Genomic DNA, 16,131 nt, shown 5'->3' on the forward strand with positions numbered 1-16,131 from the left:
AGGAGATGTAAATGGAAAATACCGAGAAGGATATCCTGGAGAGGATATTTGATAATGACGGTGTTCCCGATGCGGCAAGCTGCGCTGTCGCAGGCGGGACACTTCCGAAAAACCTTGCATTTGCCATGGCATATGTGCCCTTTCAGCCCTGGGAAGATCCTTATGAAGATGACACTGCACTTTCCCGCGGCACGGCTTTTCCCTGTCTTGACAAACCTTTCATAGGAGAGGAGGCTGTGAAGAATGCCCGTACTGAATGACAAGCAGAAGCTTCTGCGGCGTATACAGCAGAGCTGTTTCGCTTTGGCGGAAGCTAATCTCTACCTTGACAGCCACCCCACATGCAAGATGGGTCTGGAATATTTCAGAAAACACAAGGCTGAAAAAGAGAAGCTGGAAAAAGAATACAACGAGAAATACGGTCCCCTGACGGCTGTGCAGTCAGAGGGTACCAAGAAATGGGAATGGGTAGCAAAGCCTTTTCCCTGGGAGAGAGGTGAGAACTGATGTGGATGTATGAGAAGAAATTGCAGTATCCCGTAAATATCAAAGATCCGAACCCTGCGCTGGCTAAGGTCATAATATCTCAGCTTGGCGGTCCCGATGGAGAATTGGGCGCATCCCTGAGGTATCTGAATCAGAGATACTCCGCCCCGTGCAGAGAAGTTCAGGCTATGCTGACGGATATCGGAACCGAGGAACTCGCCCATATGGAGATGATAAGCGCCATACTCTACCAGCTGACCCGCGGTCTTTCCATGAAGGAGATAAAGGAAAGCGGTTTTGACACCTACTTTGTCGATCACACCACAGGCATCTACCCCGTGGCGGCTTCGGGTGTGCCTTTCTCGGCAGATTATTTCCAGAGCAAGGGCGACCCCATAACCGACCTCAATGAGGATATGGCGGCTGAACAGAAAGCCCGCACAACCTACGATAATATCCTGCGCCTGACAGATGACCCCGATGTGCGTGACCCCATAAAGTTCCTGCGTGAGAGGGAGATAGTCCACTATCAGCGCTTCGGTGAATGCCTGCGCTTAGTTACGGATAAGCTGGACAGCAAGAATTTCTATGCTTTCAATCCGTCATTTGATAAGTGACAGATCTCTGATATAGACATTTACAGCCATAGTATTTCTGATGTATTGTCAGCAGTACTATGGCTTTTCTATTGACGGCACAGATATGATGTGGTATAATTGTAAATATCGTAGAACATGATCCGGAGGAACGAAAATGAAAGAAAACAAAAAAATGCGGATAACCGCTTTGATCTTTTACCTTGTGCTGTATGCGCTGTGGGCGGTCTTTGAACTGGTCATCGTGCCGAAACTGCAAGCACATACACTGCCTGTCTCCATAAAAGTCATCAAGGAGATGTGCTGTAAAACAGTGTTCTGGACTTTGCCTGCAATTATACTGATACTTAGGAACAGTGATTCCATGTATATCAAAAAAAGCGAGATACTGGGCGATGCCAAAAAGGCAGATACCTACCTTACATTATTGGGGTTCATGCTGTTATTTTCTGTGTGGATGTTTCTGCCGACCTTTATTCAGAACAAAACGATAGCTATCAACCCCTCCTTTAATGCAGAAGCTGCCATTGAGGTGATCTTCGTTGGTATATCGGAAGAACTGGTTTTCCGCGGAACACTTTTGAATACAGCGCTGAAAGACCGCGAACCATGGCTGGTATTTTCAGGCAACGCGGTGATGTTTCTCATGATACATTTCCCTGTCTGGTGCCGTCAGAACCTATTTGTCACATACATGAGCAGTTTTGCCTTTGTTCAGCTGATAATCCTCAGCCTGATATTCAGCTGGTCATTTGTAAAGACCCGCAGTATCATCGTGCCGATAATATTGCACGCATACTGGGATCTGTTATGCAGTATGACATAATGATCTAAATGCCCCCGAGTGTTTGAAACGCTCGGGGGCATATTTTATATTGATATTTGTTTTAATTCCATCCCGTTTGCAGAGTAAATTCTCGAAACACAATAAACAAATTTTATTAATAACTATTGCATATTTTGTTGTGATGTGCTATAATAATCTAAAGGTGTTAACAGCGGACAATGAAAATTAAGCAGTCTGTTGTACACTATGTAAAAAACAAAAAGACTAAAGAAATATGAGGTGACAAAAATGTCTGTAAATCCCGACCTTTTTATCCACGAATCCGACCGCACGGCGCTGAATGCACTTAAAGCCATACCCGGCTTTACTCCGCTGCTGAAAGGATTCATGAAGATATGGAACGAAAAGCAGTTCAAGCTGATGAATATGTCTACTCTGGTGAGGATAAGCGAGAACCAGATGCCCGAGTACTACGAGATGCTCAAACCCATATGCAAACGTCTGGGCATAAAAGTGCCTGAGCTTTTCATGACCACCGACCCGTACCCAAATGCCTATACTTCTGGCGAAAATGAACCTTTCATCGTAATGACCACAGGTCTGGTGGCTTCACTGCCCCATGAGCTTATACCCTCGGTGCTGGCGCATGAGTGCGGACATATCGCCTGTCATCATGTGCTGTATTCCACCATGGGCAGGTTGATACTCGGCGGCTCGGCAGGAATTCTGGGACTATCACCTGTGATAACCGCGCCTTTGCAGATGGCTTTCTACTACTGGATGAGATGCAGTGAATTCTCGGCTGACAGAGCGGCTGCGGTCTGCGGAGGTTCAAGCAAGAGCGTTGTTGAAGTATGCATGAGGCTGGCGGGCTGTGAAAAGGATTCTCCCGTACAGGCGAACCCCGAAGCTTTTCTTGAACAGGCTAAGGAGTACCGCGACCTTGTGAGCGGCTCGGCATTCAATAAGACCCTAGAATTCATGATGTTCTCCACCAGAAGCCACCCACTGAACGCTGTGCGTGCCTACGAGTGCAATGAGTGGTGCAAGACTAAGGAATTCCAAAGTATCGTGCAGTATCTCGATGAAGAGGAGAAGGGAAGTTCCGCCCACGGCAGTGTGCCCATAAACGAAAATATAAACACTTACATAAAGAAAGACGCTGTTGAGACCGCCAATGCTCTTAAAGCCTCGGGTTTCACAAATGTTACCATAGTACGCTCCACCGAGCAAAAAGCGGGTATGCCTGTTAACGGCATAATCTCCATAACCGCCAACGGCAAGACGGATATCAAAAAGGGCGAATGGCTCCCTGCTGATACTCCATGGCTGATAACGGCTTATATGCCGCTTTCAGCCGATGAAGAAAAAGCCGCCCATCCCGGTGAGGCTTGTGTGCCTTATTCCAGCGTGGGTTACAGCGGCAGAGATTACCGCGCAGTCATCGATGAACTGAGAGCTCTCGGATTTACAAATATTTCAGTAAGCGAACAGCCCGATATCAAGGTGAAATTCCTTATCAAGGAATACAGCATAGCGCATATCTCCATCGACCATATGGACAGGTTCGACAAGAACACATGGTTCAAGCTGAACGCGCCGATATCCATAAGATATCATGTGATGGCTCAGGGCTGATAATAAGGAGGTTTGAAAAATGGGTCTTTTTGACAACATAGGTGCGCCCCCTGCGCAGAATACACAGCAGAGTTCGGGCAATAAAACGGTAGATGTGGTATTTGCTAAACTCCCCGATAATTTTGCGGAGTTCACAGCACTTCCACAAGCGGCGATGGACGATCCGTTCAAAACCGCGGCGCTGACAGTACTTGCCCTGTGCTTCTATCCTCAGGACAAGGACGCCTGCATACAGATGCTGAATTTCCTCAAGGGACCTCAGCCTCTTTCGACCTATGAACAGCAGTTCCTTGCAGACAGATTCAGAGATGCGGATTATGTGCCGAGAAGCTATTTCAGCGGTGCAGTGCCCGGTAATGACTACAAACCTGCACAGCCTTATACCGTCAGGGTAAGCGAGAACCCTTATTCCTATCAGGACAGCGGCTATGCTAAGCTGTACTTGCAGTCCGGCGGCGCAGACAGCCCTCGTCCAATACAGCTGAGACTGGCAAAGGACGGCAAGTGGTATCTGTGGGAGCAGTTTTTGCTGGCGGGGATACGTCCGCCCGAGTCAACAAACCCCTGGGCATGATGTATAGTTGGTAAATGCTGTAAATATTGATCTTCCGCGGTGGGATGCGGGGGTCGTTCACGAAATATTTTTTGCAGTAAGCAGTACGGTCTATGGTTAAAGACAGTGGGCTGTCGGGGCGCAGATGCGTGGAAAATGGCACTTTCGGAGCACGGAAGTGCCTGTTTTTCGGTCGTTGACATTAAGGTCAGTGTGTTGTATAATTAAGTTGGGATAATGTTCTTGTTCGCGGGGGAGCGGGGACGGCAAAATATTGCTAAAAGGGGTGACGTCGGATGTATGCTCTTGTGCTTGCTATACAGTATATCAGTATATTTGGTCTGCTGTTTGAGAGCGCTTATATATTCAGGAACTGGAAAAGCAGGATACACGGATATCTGCTGCTTAACTGTGCGGCTACCATGGTAAACAATGCGGGAATGCTGCAGGTAATGCTTTCTGACAACTATGATGAAGCGATGACGGCGCAGAAGCTTTCGTATGTGGGTACAGTGTGGATACCTTTTTCACTGCTGATATTTCTGGTGGAATTGTGCGGTGTGAGGACGAAAAAGAACACCATGCTGTTACTGGGGGCTTTTCACGGTCTGACCTATGTGGCGGTGATGACAAATGACTGGCATCATCTGTATTACCGCAATCTTGGATTTACAAAGAACGGAGTTCACCCGCACCTGACCTATGATCAGGGACCTTGGCATCATGTGTACACTCTGTTCCTGATAAGCTATATATTTTACGGTCTGATGATACTTTTTAAGACTATATACAGGGAGAAGAACAAAAAGAACCTGAAAAGGCTGTGGTATATAGCGGCTTCAATAGTGGTGGAGGTAATCTGCTATATCATATATCTTTCGGGTATAACCCACGGATACAATATAACCGTGCTGGGATATTCTGTCAGCACCGTGATAATGTACATAGCGATATTCAAGTACGACCTGCTGGATACCCTTGAACTGACAAGGGAATACGTAGTCGATAAGCTTTCCGAGGGACTTATCGCGGTGGATACCGAGGGCAGGGTAAGGTATTTCAACGAACCTGCGAAGACCCTGTATCCTCAGCTGGTGGAGAAGCCTGATGAAACGCTGGATATAATCGAGCAGGCGATAGAAGATGAAGATGTCATAACCATCGATGAGCGCATATACACTCCATGCATCGAATCTCTGGACTATGAGGGCGAGAACTTCGGAAGCCTGTATAGGCTGATCGATGATACCGAGCACTACAACTACATGGAGCATCTGCGGGAGCAGAGGCAGATAGCTGATAAAGCAAACCGTGCAAAATCGGCATTTCTGGCAAATATGTCCCATGAGATAAGAACGCCTATAAATGCTGTGCTGGGTATGGACGAGATGATACTCCGTGAGAGCAAGGAACGTCAGATAATCGGCTATGCAGAGGATATCAGGAATGCGGGAAGAACACTGCTTTCGCTGATAAATGACATACTGGATTTCTCAAAGGTCGAGCAGGGCAAGATGGAGCTGATACTGACACAGTACGAGCTTGGTTCAGCAATAAACGACCTTGTGAATATGGTACGTCCAAGGGCTGACAAAAAGGGTCTGAGATTCGATGTGAATGTAGACAGTGAGATACCTCATCTGCTTGTAGGCGATGAGATAAGAGTCAAGCAATGTGCACTGAATCTGCTGACAAATGCTGTGAAGTATACCGAAAAGGGAAGTGTGCATTTCGAGGTTGGCTATGAGAAAGTCAGCAAGGACAGCATAAAGCTGAAATTCACCGTGAGCGATACGGGTATGGGCATCAAGCAGGAAGATATTGATAAGCTGTTTTCGCCGTTCTCCCGAATCGAGGAGGGCAGGAACCGTTCTATTGAGGGAACAGGACTTGGAATGAGCATCACAAGACAGCTTCTCGACCTGATGAACAGCAAGCTGGAAGTCAGCAGTGTTTACGGCAAGGGCTCGGTGTTCTCCTTTGAGGTGGAGCAGAAAGTCATGAAATGGCAGCCTATCGGAGATTTCTCCAAGAGGTTCTCGACTGTTGGCAAGGGAGTGCATATTTACAGAGAGCTTTTCCATGCGCCAACAGCAAGAGTGCTTGTCGTGGACGACAACAACATGAACCTGACGGTGTTCAAGGGTCTGTTGAAAAAGACCATGGTGGGTATAGATACGGCTTCATCGGGTGCGGAAGCCCTGAGACTTGCGGCGCTGAATGCCTATGATATCTACTTTATAGACCACATGATGCCCGATATGGACGGTATCGAGACACTGAAAAGGCTTAGGGCGATGGAGGGCAGAGAGAATGCTCTGTGCGTGGCGCTGACGGCAAATGCGGTATCGGGTGCCCGTGAAACTTACATCGAAGCGGGGTTCAACGATTATCTTTCAAAACCCATCGACGGTGAACGTCTGGAGAAGATGATGGCAGGTATGCTGCCTGATGAAAAGCTGGAAAATCAGACTGTCCCCGAGGGGCGCAGGATAAGCACTGCGCCCCAGGTGCTGGTGGTGGATGACGATCAGGTCATCAGGACAACAGCGAAGAATATTCTGGATAAGTCATTTGATGTGATCACCTGCGGTACGGGCGAAGAGGCGATATCTCTTACAAAGAGCAAGATGCCAGATGCTGTTCTGCTGGATATAAGCCTTGCGGGAATGAACGGCTTTGAAGTACTCAGCAGGCTGAAAGAAGACCCCGAGGTGCGGGACATACCTGTTATTTTCGTGACAGGCGAGGACAGCGCCGAAGCGGAAAGCACAGGATTCAAGAACGGCGCGGCGGATTATGTGAAGAAGCCGTTCTCACCTGAGGTGCTGATACAGAGAACAAAGCGCGCTGTTGAACTCTATCAGCTGCAATCGGGACTGAAGAGCGAGGTAGACAGACAGCAGATAAGGAGCGAAAGGCTTTCTCTGGAGATGATGATGGCTCTGGCGAAGACCGTCGATGCCAAGGATCATTACACCAACGGTCACTCAAACCGTGTGGCTATATATTCGGCTGAGATAGCAAGAAGACTTGGAAAAAGCGAGGCAGATCAGCAGCAGATATTCCGCATGGGACTTATGCACGATATCGGTAAAATAGGCGTAAGCGAGGATATACTGAACAAGACCTCGCGGCTGACAGACGAGGAATTCATGCAGATAAAACGGCATACCGTCATCGGCAGTGAGATACTTTCTTCCATAACCGAGATGCCGGGATTGGCTACGGGTGCAAGATCGCACCACGAGAAATATGACGGCAGCGGATATCCTGACGGTCTGAAAGGCAAGGATATCCCCGAGGCGGCGCGTATAATCTGCGCGGCTGACTGCTATGATGCTATGACCTCAACGAGAACGTACTCTCAGCCTATGGCGCAGCAGAAAGTCAGAAACGAGTTCATCAGATGCAGCGGAACGCAGTTCGACCCCGACATTGCGGCGGCAATGATACAGATGATCGACGATGACCACGACTATATCATGAACGAACAGGGCTTCACCAATGAGATATGGCAGGGAAGTGCGAAGATAGAAGAACTTGCGGCAGGGGAGAATGCTCTGGCGGATAAGGGCTTTGGCGGCATTGATGGTCTCGATGCGGAGACAGGCATAAAGCACTGCGGCGGTGAGGACAACTATAAACTTACACTTGAAGCTTTTGCAGATTCGGCGGAGGAGTATGCCGAAAGCATACGGAAGTTCACGGCGGAGAACGATAAAGAAAATGCCATGATAAAACTCCATTCGCTGAAAGGCGCGGCAAGGACGATAGGCGCGGAGGATCTGGGCGAGATGGCTTATGTAGGTGAGATGTACTACCGCGGGAACTCGGAGGAAGTGCCCGATATTGAGGGGACATTGGCGGAGCTTGCTAGGATAACGGCAGATATCAGGAAAAGGCTGGGGCGGTAATAGCAATCCTGCGGAAACTGCCAAGGAAGAGAGCTTTTGGTCAAGCTTTTCGCGAAAAGCTTGCGGGAGCGCGAGGGCAGAGCCCTCGCATCAAGGCGCAAAGCAATAATGCCTAGCAAACCATAAGAGGAAAGCAAACTACCGACCAAATAGGGCGCGGCAATAACAACAATATGAGCGTGGACAATTCAAACGTCCACGCTCTTTATGTTTGCGTAAATATATTGTCGCATTCGCTGTTATTTGACAGCTCGCCCCGAGGAACGAGGGGCGAAAACTCGCATACTAGCGTACACAACAAATATCCGACTACACAAATAAAGTCCTGATTTTGGGACTGATAACGCCATCGGACAGATATCTATATCTGAATGCAACAGAGTGCGGCACTCTTATCCTAAGCCCGGCTACGTTTCCGCCCTGCCAATAATTATGAATTGCGCAAATTGCTCTCTCGATTAAGATTGACAAATCTGCACAAAAATGTTATAATATAGCTATCTTAGTTTTATGTTTTTTGCAGTAGGACAGGCGGTGCAGGTAATGGAAAAGATCAGAAAGCATATAATATTTCACGGCAGTGTGCAGGGCGTGGGTTTTAGATTTACCGCCTACCATGCCGCTCAGCATTATGGTGTGACAGGCTGGGTGAAAAATCTTTACGACGGCACTGTCGAGGCTGAATTTGAAGGCACTGAAGCCGATGTGGACAGTACACTTATGGAAATAGATAACGGCACATTTATACGCATTGAAAGCATGGATGTCAAGCGTATCCCTCCTGAGGGCGATTCCATGTTTATTATACGATGAAAACGGGGTAGACGAACCATGAAAAAAATAAACATAAATAAACTTAACAGCAAAGTAGCAGAGCAAAGCGGATTCATAGCGGAATGTAATGAAAAGTACGAAAAGAAACTTCGCCGTGCAGCTGAAAGGATAGCTGACGAACACCGTGAGCGTCCCATAATCCTTCTTGCGGGTCCCTCGGGCTCGGGTAAGACCACCACGGCGCTTAAAATAGATAATATGCTGGATGATATGGGCATACATACCCACACCATATCAATGGACGATTATTTTCTGCCCAAGGGCTTTTTTGAGCACGTTGTAAACGAGGACGGCTCGCCCGATTATGAATCTCCCATGCGGATAGATATCAACAAGCTCAACGATCATATGGAGAAGATATCCCGCTGTGAGGAGGTAATGATACCCAAATTCAATTTTGCTGAACAATCATCTTCCGACGGTTTCCTCTTCAAGCGCGGCAAGGACGATATCATCGTTTTTGAGGGCATACACGCTCTCAATCCGCAGGTAACAGGCGGCGCGGGGGAATTTGCAAGATGTATGTACGTCAGTGTCCGCACCCGTATCGAACTGAGCAGTGGTGCGCTGGTACATCCCTCTATGATAAGGCTGATGCGTAGGCTTATCCGCGATGAAAGGTCAAGGGGAAGAGGTCCTGCTGAGACTTTTGATATGTTCAAGAACGTTTCCCGCGGTGAGGAGAGGTTCATACTGCCTTTCAAGTACCGCGCTGAGGAAGAAAAGGAATTCTCGCTGGATACCTACATAGGCTACGAACCCGCCGCATACAAGGGACTTCTGCTGGATAAGATGAGGGAAGCCAGCAAGACCTACAAGGACTTCGACAAGTACAAGAGCATACTCGGTCTGCTGGAGGAAGTTGACCCCATAGACACCGAGCTAATCGGCAAGGATACCCTTGTCAGGGAATTCCTCGGCGGAAGTATATATACGGACTAGGAGATGCGATATGATAGGTAAACTGCTTTCCCGTGAGGAATGTGCAAAATGCAGGCTCTGCTGCTGTTTTGACAGCTATGACCTCTGGGAGACCCCTGTAATAGAAAACAGCACCCGTCAGCGTATCCTTGAGGAGTTCAAGCCCGATCAGGATTTTCTTGACCTTGAAGATCACAGTCTGCTGAAAATGCAGAAAGAGCCTGACAGGGACTTATATTACTGCTCACTGCTGGATCACGACATGGGCTGTATCATGGGCACAGAAAAGCCTTTCGACTGTCGCATATGGCCATTCAGGGTGATGGACTTGAACGGCACAAGGGTCATAGCACTTTCAACGGTGTGTCCCGTTGTGCAGACAAGACCCCTGTGCGAGATACAGGCGGTGGCTAAAGAGCTTGCACCCCAGATATTCGCGTATGCGGACAGAGCACCGTTCGCGGTGAAAAAATATATCAGCGGCTATCCAATAATGGTCGCGGAGGAGTGTTGAAAATGACAGAAATAGATGTTGCCTGCCCTATGTGCGGGGACATTAACCGTATAGACAGCGGTCTCACCGCTGCGGTATGCCAGAGCTGCGGTGCGGCTTTTGCTGTACCCATGCAGAAAGCCGAGGTGTTTATCCCCGAAGAACAGCCTGTGAATAATGCACCTGTATTTGAGATACGTGCAGGCGTGCTTGAAAAGTATAACGGCACCGACCCTGTGGTGTATGTACCCGAGGGCGTAACTGCCATCGGCGCACAGGCTTTCAAGGACTGCGTGAACGTTCACAGGGTAGTTCTTCCCGAGGGCTGTACCGAGATACAAAGCGCAGGCAACGGTATGTGGGGCGCATTTTTCGGATGTACTTCCCTTGAAGCGGTGGATATTCCCCAGACTCTCACAAGGATAGGTTCCAACGCTTTTAACGGCTGTGTTAAGCTTTCGGCTATGGATATCCCAGATTCAGTCACACAGATAGGTGCAGGGGCTTTCAACGGCTGTTCTGAGCTTGCTTCGGTCAAGCTGCCAAAGGCTATACACGAACTTGCAAATGATATATTCCGAGGCTGTGTGTCACTGACCACCATCAAGCTGCACGGCAATATCAAGAACATCGGCAGCTATGCCTTTGCCGACTGCCGCGAGCTTCGTGCACTGACTATCCCACCGGGAATAAAGACCATAGGTGCTTACGCATTTTCGGGCTGTTTCGGTCTGACGGAGATACTTCTCCCCGGCACTGTGATATCCCTTGGTGCTTCCGCCTTTGCCGAATGCCGCAATCTTTCGGTGATAACCGTTCCCGCTTCCATTGAAACTTTCGAGAACGACGGCTCGGGCGTAAGGACATTTGCAGGGTGCAGCGCCCTCAGAAATGTAAATATGGGCAAGCTCCCCTATAATTATATGGACGTTTTTGCCACAACACCGTGGCTCGACCAGTTCCTTGTAAAACATGGACTTTGCCGACACTGCGGCGGACATTTCAAGGGCGTTTTCAAAAAGACCTGCGAAGCCTGCGGTCTGCCAAAGGATTACTGATATGGATATAAGAAACGAGCTCGAAGCGGTTGCAGATAAGGAATACCGCGATTTCCAGAGCAAGCTTCTGCCAAATGTGCCGAATGAGATATTCCTGGGCGTGCGCACTCCCGATATCAGGAAACTTGCTAAAAAGCTGATAAAAAGCGGTGAAGCCGACAGCTTTCTTTCTGCCGTGCCACATGAGCTTTTTGATGAAAATCAGCTTCACTCGCTGACAGTCACCGAGATAAAGGACTTTGACAAAGCACTGGAAGAAACGGAAAAATTCCTGCCCTATGTTGATAACTGGGCGACCTGCGACCAGCTGAATCCAAAAAGCTTCAAAGGCAGGCAGGAGGAACTTCTGCCCCATATAAAGCGCTGGATCAACAGCGGAAAATGCTATACCACCCGATTTGGCATGAAAATGCTGATGATGCATTATCTGGGTGAACACTTTAAAGCGGAATATCTTGAATGGGTATCCTCGGTGCAGTCGGAGGAATACTACGTAAAGATGATGCAGGCATGGTTCTTTGCCGAAGCGCTTGCACAGCAGTACGATGTCGCGCTATCCTATATCACCGAAGCGAAACTCACCCCGTGGGTCAGCAATAAAGCCATTCAAAAGGCGAAAGAGAGCCTTAAGATACCCGAGGACAGAAAGACCTATCTTTCTGGCTTTAAGCGGAAAATGCCCAAATAGACCTTATTTCGGGGCAGTATTTTTCTGCAAAAATGACATTGACAATCCCGACGGGATATGTTAAAATGATAACAATAAAACAAGTAAGGCAAGGACGCTGTAATTAATTATTACGGCGTCTTTTTATTTTTTTTTGGATATCCTATCAGTGCACCGTTTAATTATGATGTATCTTTTCCTCCGCCGCAGGCGTGGGAAAAGATACCGCCCAATATTGACGCTGTCTTTCAAAATGTTGGATAGTATGGTGTGTCTGCGGGATGACCATGTATATTTTTACGGAGGTGAGGAAAATGACAGCTACAATAAAAGTACTGCTGGCGGAGAGCGATGCCGCCAGACTGAAAAGGTATAAGTCCATGTCACTGTGGCGCGAGCTTGGTATGTCGGCAGAGCAGACAGCTGAGAATACCCGTGAAGCCCTTTCTGCACTTGAAGACGGCGATATAGGTATAGTTGTTCTGACAGACCGTCCCCCCGAGACCGATGCAGCTGTTATACTCAGAAAATGCACCGAAAAAGGCATTCCTGCCGTTGTGATAGTACCGCGTACCGAGGGTGCAGGTGTGGGCAGATATTTCTCCATGGGTGCCTGTGATGTCATCGCAGAGCCGCCTTCCCGCAGCAGACTGCGCCGCGCTGTTATTAGAGCACGGTGTATCGCCGCAAAGGGCAAGCCGGGTGAAGAGTACTGCCGCGCCGCTGAAAAGGCTTTTGCCGTACTCGACAGAGGAAACGCAGGGTTCATATCAAAGCTCCGTGATTTCATAGCACACAGCGAGGGCGAAACAGCCACCACAGGCTCAGCCGCGGAGTATTTCAGCTTCAACCGAGATTATTTCGGCAAGCTGTTCAAGCAGGAAACAGGAATGACCTTCAACAGCTTCTACAATAAATTCCGCATTGAATACGCCAAAGAGCTACTTGGCTCGGGAAAGCTGCGTGTATGCGAGATAAGCGAGCTCCTGGGCTTCTCCTCCGTGGATTATTTCACAGGGGTTTTCAGAAAACAGACAGGTCTTACACCCACCCATTACCGCGAGATCACAGCACTCCCGTAAATAAAAATCTGACTATCCCTTTAGCAAACCACTTCTTACATAGTTTGATATTATCGGTAAAATGTCGTTTAATGCGGCGGGGGCAGCCCTATCAAAAAAATAAACGAGCCCCGTGCCGCAAGCAGGGACTCGTTTTGCTGTATCAGATTATAAATTTTTTCGCCTTGTTGACGATGCTCCTGTCGTTCTCGTAAGCGAGGACCTGATTGCATCGGTCGATCTCGACCCAGCGTATCTCGGATATCTCGTCTTCCTGAGGGCGGTAATCGGTGTTTTTTGCCTTGCCGATGAAGTATACCACGATCTTCTGGGTATCCTTGCGCGGCGAATAAGACACTATCTCACGGAACGTGGTATCAAGGTTGACTTCAATGCCCGTCTCCTCGAAGATCTCGCGCTTGGCGGTCTCCTCCTCGGTCTCATCACCCTCAACGTGGCCTTTAGGGAAAGACCAGTGTCCGCTGTTGATGTGCTTTATCAGCAATATTTCCGTGTTGCCATGGTACTTGCGGTACACAATAGCGCCACAGGATTTTTCATGCAGCATTATTATAGCATCCTTCCTTTGCGAGCCTGCCCATGCAGCAATAGGACAGCTCCTTAGATATATCAAAATAATTATACCACATTTGCCCTTATTTGTCTATACCTATCCGGAAAATTATGATAAAAAACTATTATTGTAAACAAAAAGCCGACAGCACATCGGCGTTTCCGCGTGCTGTCGGCTTATGATTTTGTTGTAGCTAACTACTATTTCAGGGTGATATAAGGTGTCCAGTAAGCCTGATCGTATATATCGGTGAACTTATAAGTCAGCCTTACACTGCCGTCGCCGATATCGGTATCGCTGAGTTTCAGATCACCCTTTACGGTTATCTGCTCACCCAGCTTATAGCTGTCCTGATATACGCCGTCATAGCTGTAATAATCGCAGAGCAGATCGATGGTGTCGCCGTCCTTGATCTCTATCTCGCCCTTTGCGATGGTATCGGTCTCGCCCTCAACATAAGCGTCAGTTGCACCGATGACCTCACCATTGGGGTTCTCATCAGTGAATTTCAGTATAAGATCAACTCTGTCACCGTTGAGAAGAGCGGGAACATAGCCTGTGATTATGTAATCATCCTCGCCGTTTTCCACTGTATCGGTGTGATAGTATGCCGCAGGCTGACCGTTGATGGAGAGCCATGTCTTGTCGGTATCGGCAAGGAGCTTGCCATCCTCAAAGCTGTACATATTATCAAGACCAAGGTCGATATATCCGTGTCCGTCATCGTAGAAGAGGTTCAGGTCGAGGCTCTGTACCAGTGACCACTGATTTTCGGGAAGCTCCATAAGGTGCTTGCCGTCCTTTTCTTCCCATACCAGATTGTTCACATCGAAATAATTCAGCGAGAGATATTCCGAAGCGTCGCTGTCCGATATGGAAGATTCGTTCATGAAATCGGTGTTGCTTCTGTCAAGACCATCGATGCTCTTGCCCGAACCGCCAAGGAAAGCACCCAGAAGATCGCCGATGATGTCAGCACTTCCGCTTGAACCGCTGCTGCCGCTGCCGAAGAGGGAGCCCAGAGGAGAACCAGTGCCGCCCGCAGCTATCTGACCGCTGGTCTCAAGCTTTGCAAACTGGCGTATGCACTTGCTGTATTCGTCGCCCATGCCGATAGCGCTGTAGGTGCTGCAAGCCGAGTCAACAAAAGATGTCCTCTTGTAAGGGAAGTATATGGAAACGCCGTAAGCATTTGTCATGCTGGCAGATGTCCTGTTGTACTTTATAGCACCTTTGAGCGCATCACAAAGCGCCTTGCCCTCGGAAGTTCCAACCTTGTCTGCAAGATCCACCAGATCGACCTGATCTATCTTTGAACTCTTTGCAAATTCGCGGGTGTTGTTTCTTGCAGAGGATACCGACTTGTAGTCCTTTGCCGTGATCTTGCCGCTTACGGAAGTCGCAAAAGCGGAAAGCTTTGAAGGTACTGTATTGGAGAATTCAGCAAGGTCGATGACTGAAAGAGTGGTCTGTGAACTGGGGCATTTCTTGCCGCAGGCAGCCACAAAATCATCAACGATGTTCTTGCCTATCTCGATTGTCGGCATTGAAGTATTCTCACCCAGCTTGGAAAGCCAGTTGGTGTAATACCAGCCGATGCCGGGCTCGGTCTCCTCGGAAGCTATCATATAATCGGCGTGCTGACCCAGCATCAGAGCTGTTTCCGCAGTAGCCATAAGACAAGCGTCAAAGCCGATGAAATCGAACTTTACACCGCCGTCTTTAAGCGCCTTGTTTATGCCAGCAAGATCCATGGAACCTGCCGACTTGTTCTTTTCATCGTAGCCGTAACCGCTGACAGATCCTCCGCCGTGATCCCAGAGGATAAGCTCGTTTCTGTTCGCAGGGAAATTCTTGCTGCAATACTTTATAAAGGAAGAAAGATTGCTCGGGTCGGTCATAGCCTTTTTGCCGTCATCCTTTACCAAAGGCTTCAGACCGCCGTCTTTCACCTGATATATCTGGTTGACACTGTCGCTGACACCCTTTGTCTTCCAGCCCTTGCAGCCGCCTGTGTATACAATAATATTAACGTTGTCGCCGTACTTTGAAGCAGCCATCTCTGCAAGATCGGAAGAAGCCATGCCGTACTTGGATTCAAGGTCGGTGCCGCACATATATATCATCAGTGTTACATCGTCCTTGCCGTCACCTTTTATGGTGGTGTACTTCGCACGAGAACCCTCTGCCACCGTGGTATCAAGCTCGGTGCCGTTGTAAGCGGTGTAGCCAGAAGTGTCTATGGCTTCAAATCCCGCAGGTGATGAGCCGTTTCCGCTGCCGGAGGAGCTTCCGCCCTTGCCGCCTGTCAGCAGATTGAATACCACTACTGCGATAACGATCAGCAGAGTTCCTCCGCCGCCCAGTGCTGCACGGCTGGGACCTCCGCCCGAAGAACTTCCTCCGCCGCTGCCCGAACCTACAGGACCACTGCCGAGACCGCTGCCGCGCCTGTGAGCGCCGCTTCCCCCCGACTGATAGTTCTTTTGCCTAGCACGGGGACGATTGTTATTATCCATTCAAATTACCTCCCGCTAAAAATATTA

At 48.7% G+C, this 16,131-nt stretch carries 15 protein-coding genes; 13 read left to right on the plus strand and 2 right to left on the minus strand.

Features of this window, described 5'->3' with window-relative positions:
- Positions 1–11 precede the first annotated feature (11 nt).
- The 13 genes from BMY75_RS08740 to BMY75_RS08800 all read left to right on the plus strand — a co-directional run bounded on the left by BMY75_RS08740 (position 12) and on the right by BMY75_RS08800 (position 13,032).
- Positions 12–260, plus strand: a complete 249-nt coding sequence (locus BMY75_RS08740; protein ID WP_074832698.1) for a spore coat associated protein CotJA — start codon at positions 12–14, stop codon at positions 258–260.
- Positions 244–507 (plus strand): spore coat protein CotJB, encoded by a 264-nt coding sequence (locus BMY75_RS08745; RefSeq protein WP_074832701.1) that lies wholly within the window; start codon positions 244–246, stop codon positions 505–507. Before BMY75_RS08740 ends, BMY75_RS08745 begins: the two co-directional genes overlap by 17 nt.
- Positions 507–1,103, plus strand: coding sequence for a manganese catalase family protein (locus BMY75_RS08750; protein ID WP_074832705.1), 597 nt, complete (start codon positions 507–509; stop codon positions 1,101–1,103). The genes BMY75_RS08745 and BMY75_RS08750 overlap by 1 nt, the downstream gene beginning before the upstream one ends.
- A gap of 136 nt (positions 1,104–1,239) precedes the next feature.
- A complete protein-coding gene (locus BMY75_RS08755; RefSeq protein WP_074832710.1) occupies positions 1,240–1,908 on the plus strand; it encodes a CPBP family intramembrane glutamic endopeptidase in 669 nt (222 codons plus the stop codon).
- Between the two features lie 249 nt (positions 1,909–2,157).
- Entirely contained in the window at positions 2,158–3,507 is a 1,350-nt protein-coding gene (locus BMY75_RS08760; protein ID WP_074832715.1) for a M48 family metallopeptidase, read from the plus strand.
- Positions 3,508–3,526: 19 nt separating this feature from the next.
- Positions 3,527–4,081, plus strand: a complete 555-nt coding sequence (locus tag BMY75_RS08765) for a DUF6935 domain-containing protein (RefSeq protein WP_074832718.1) — start codon at positions 3,527–3,529, stop codon at positions 4,079–4,081.
- 275 nt (positions 4,082–4,356) lie between these two features.
- Positions 4,357–7,977: a response regulator gene (locus BMY75_RS08770; RefSeq protein WP_074832722.1), complete on the plus strand. Its 3,621-nt coding sequence runs from the start codon at positions 4,357–4,359 to the stop codon at positions 7,975–7,977.
- A gap of 510 nt (positions 7,978–8,487) precedes the next feature.
- Positions 8,488–8,790 carry an acylphosphatase gene (locus tag BMY75_RS08775; protein ID WP_242940211.1) on the plus strand — a complete coding sequence of 101 codons (303 nt, stop codon included), beginning with the start codon at positions 8,488–8,490 and terminating at the stop codon, positions 8,788–8,790.
- 18 nt (positions 8,791–8,808) lie between these two features.
- Positions 8,809–9,753: a uridine kinase family protein gene (locus BMY75_RS08780; protein WP_074832729.1), complete on the plus strand. Its 945-nt coding sequence runs from the start codon at positions 8,809–8,811 to the stop codon at positions 9,751–9,753.
- Between the two features lie 10 nt (positions 9,754–9,763).
- Positions 9,764–10,246, plus strand: a complete 483-nt coding sequence (locus BMY75_RS08785) for a hypothetical protein (RefSeq protein ID WP_074832733.1) — start codon at positions 9,764–9,766, stop codon at positions 10,244–10,246.
- Positions 10,247–10,248: 2 nt separating this feature from the next.
- Positions 10,249–11,283: a leucine-rich repeat protein gene (locus BMY75_RS08790; protein ID WP_074832736.1), complete on the plus strand. Its 1,035-nt coding sequence runs from the start codon at positions 10,249–10,251 to the stop codon at positions 11,281–11,283.
- Position 11,284: 1 nt separating this feature from the next.
- On the plus strand, positions 11,285–11,971 hold the full coding sequence (locus BMY75_RS08795; RefSeq protein WP_074832740.1) for a DNA alkylation repair protein: 687 nt from the start codon (positions 11,285–11,287) through the stop codon (positions 11,969–11,971).
- Between the two features lie 293 nt (positions 11,972–12,264).
- Positions 12,265–13,032 carry an AraC family transcriptional regulator gene (locus BMY75_RS08800; protein ID WP_074832743.1) on the plus strand — a complete coding sequence of 256 codons (768 nt, stop codon included), beginning with the start codon at positions 12,265–12,267 and terminating at the stop codon, positions 13,030–13,032.
- Positions 13,033–13,174: 142 nt separating this feature from the next.
- Here BMY75_RS08800 and BMY75_RS08805 read toward each other — a convergent pair whose 3' ends face one another.
- Together BMY75_RS08805 and BMY75_RS08810 are read right to left on the minus strand one after the other, a co-directional pair.
- Positions 13,175–13,579, minus strand: a complete 405-nt coding sequence (locus BMY75_RS08805) for a bis(5'-nucleosyl)-tetraphosphatase (protein ID WP_024858634.1) — start codon at positions 13,577–13,579, stop codon at positions 13,175–13,177.
- Between the two features lie 206 nt (positions 13,580–13,785).
- Positions 13,786–16,104 carry a clostripain-related cysteine peptidase gene (locus BMY75_RS08810; protein ID WP_074832746.1) on the minus strand — a complete coding sequence of 773 codons (2,319 nt, stop codon included), beginning with the start codon at positions 16,102–16,104 and terminating at the stop codon, positions 13,786–13,788.
- Positions 16,105–16,131 lie beyond the last annotated feature (27 nt).

This window comes from Hominimerdicola alba (assembly GCF_900109655.1).
GTDB classification, from domain to species: domain Bacteria; phylum Bacillota; class Clostridia; order Oscillospirales; family Ruminococcaceae; genus Hominimerdicola; species Hominimerdicola alba_B.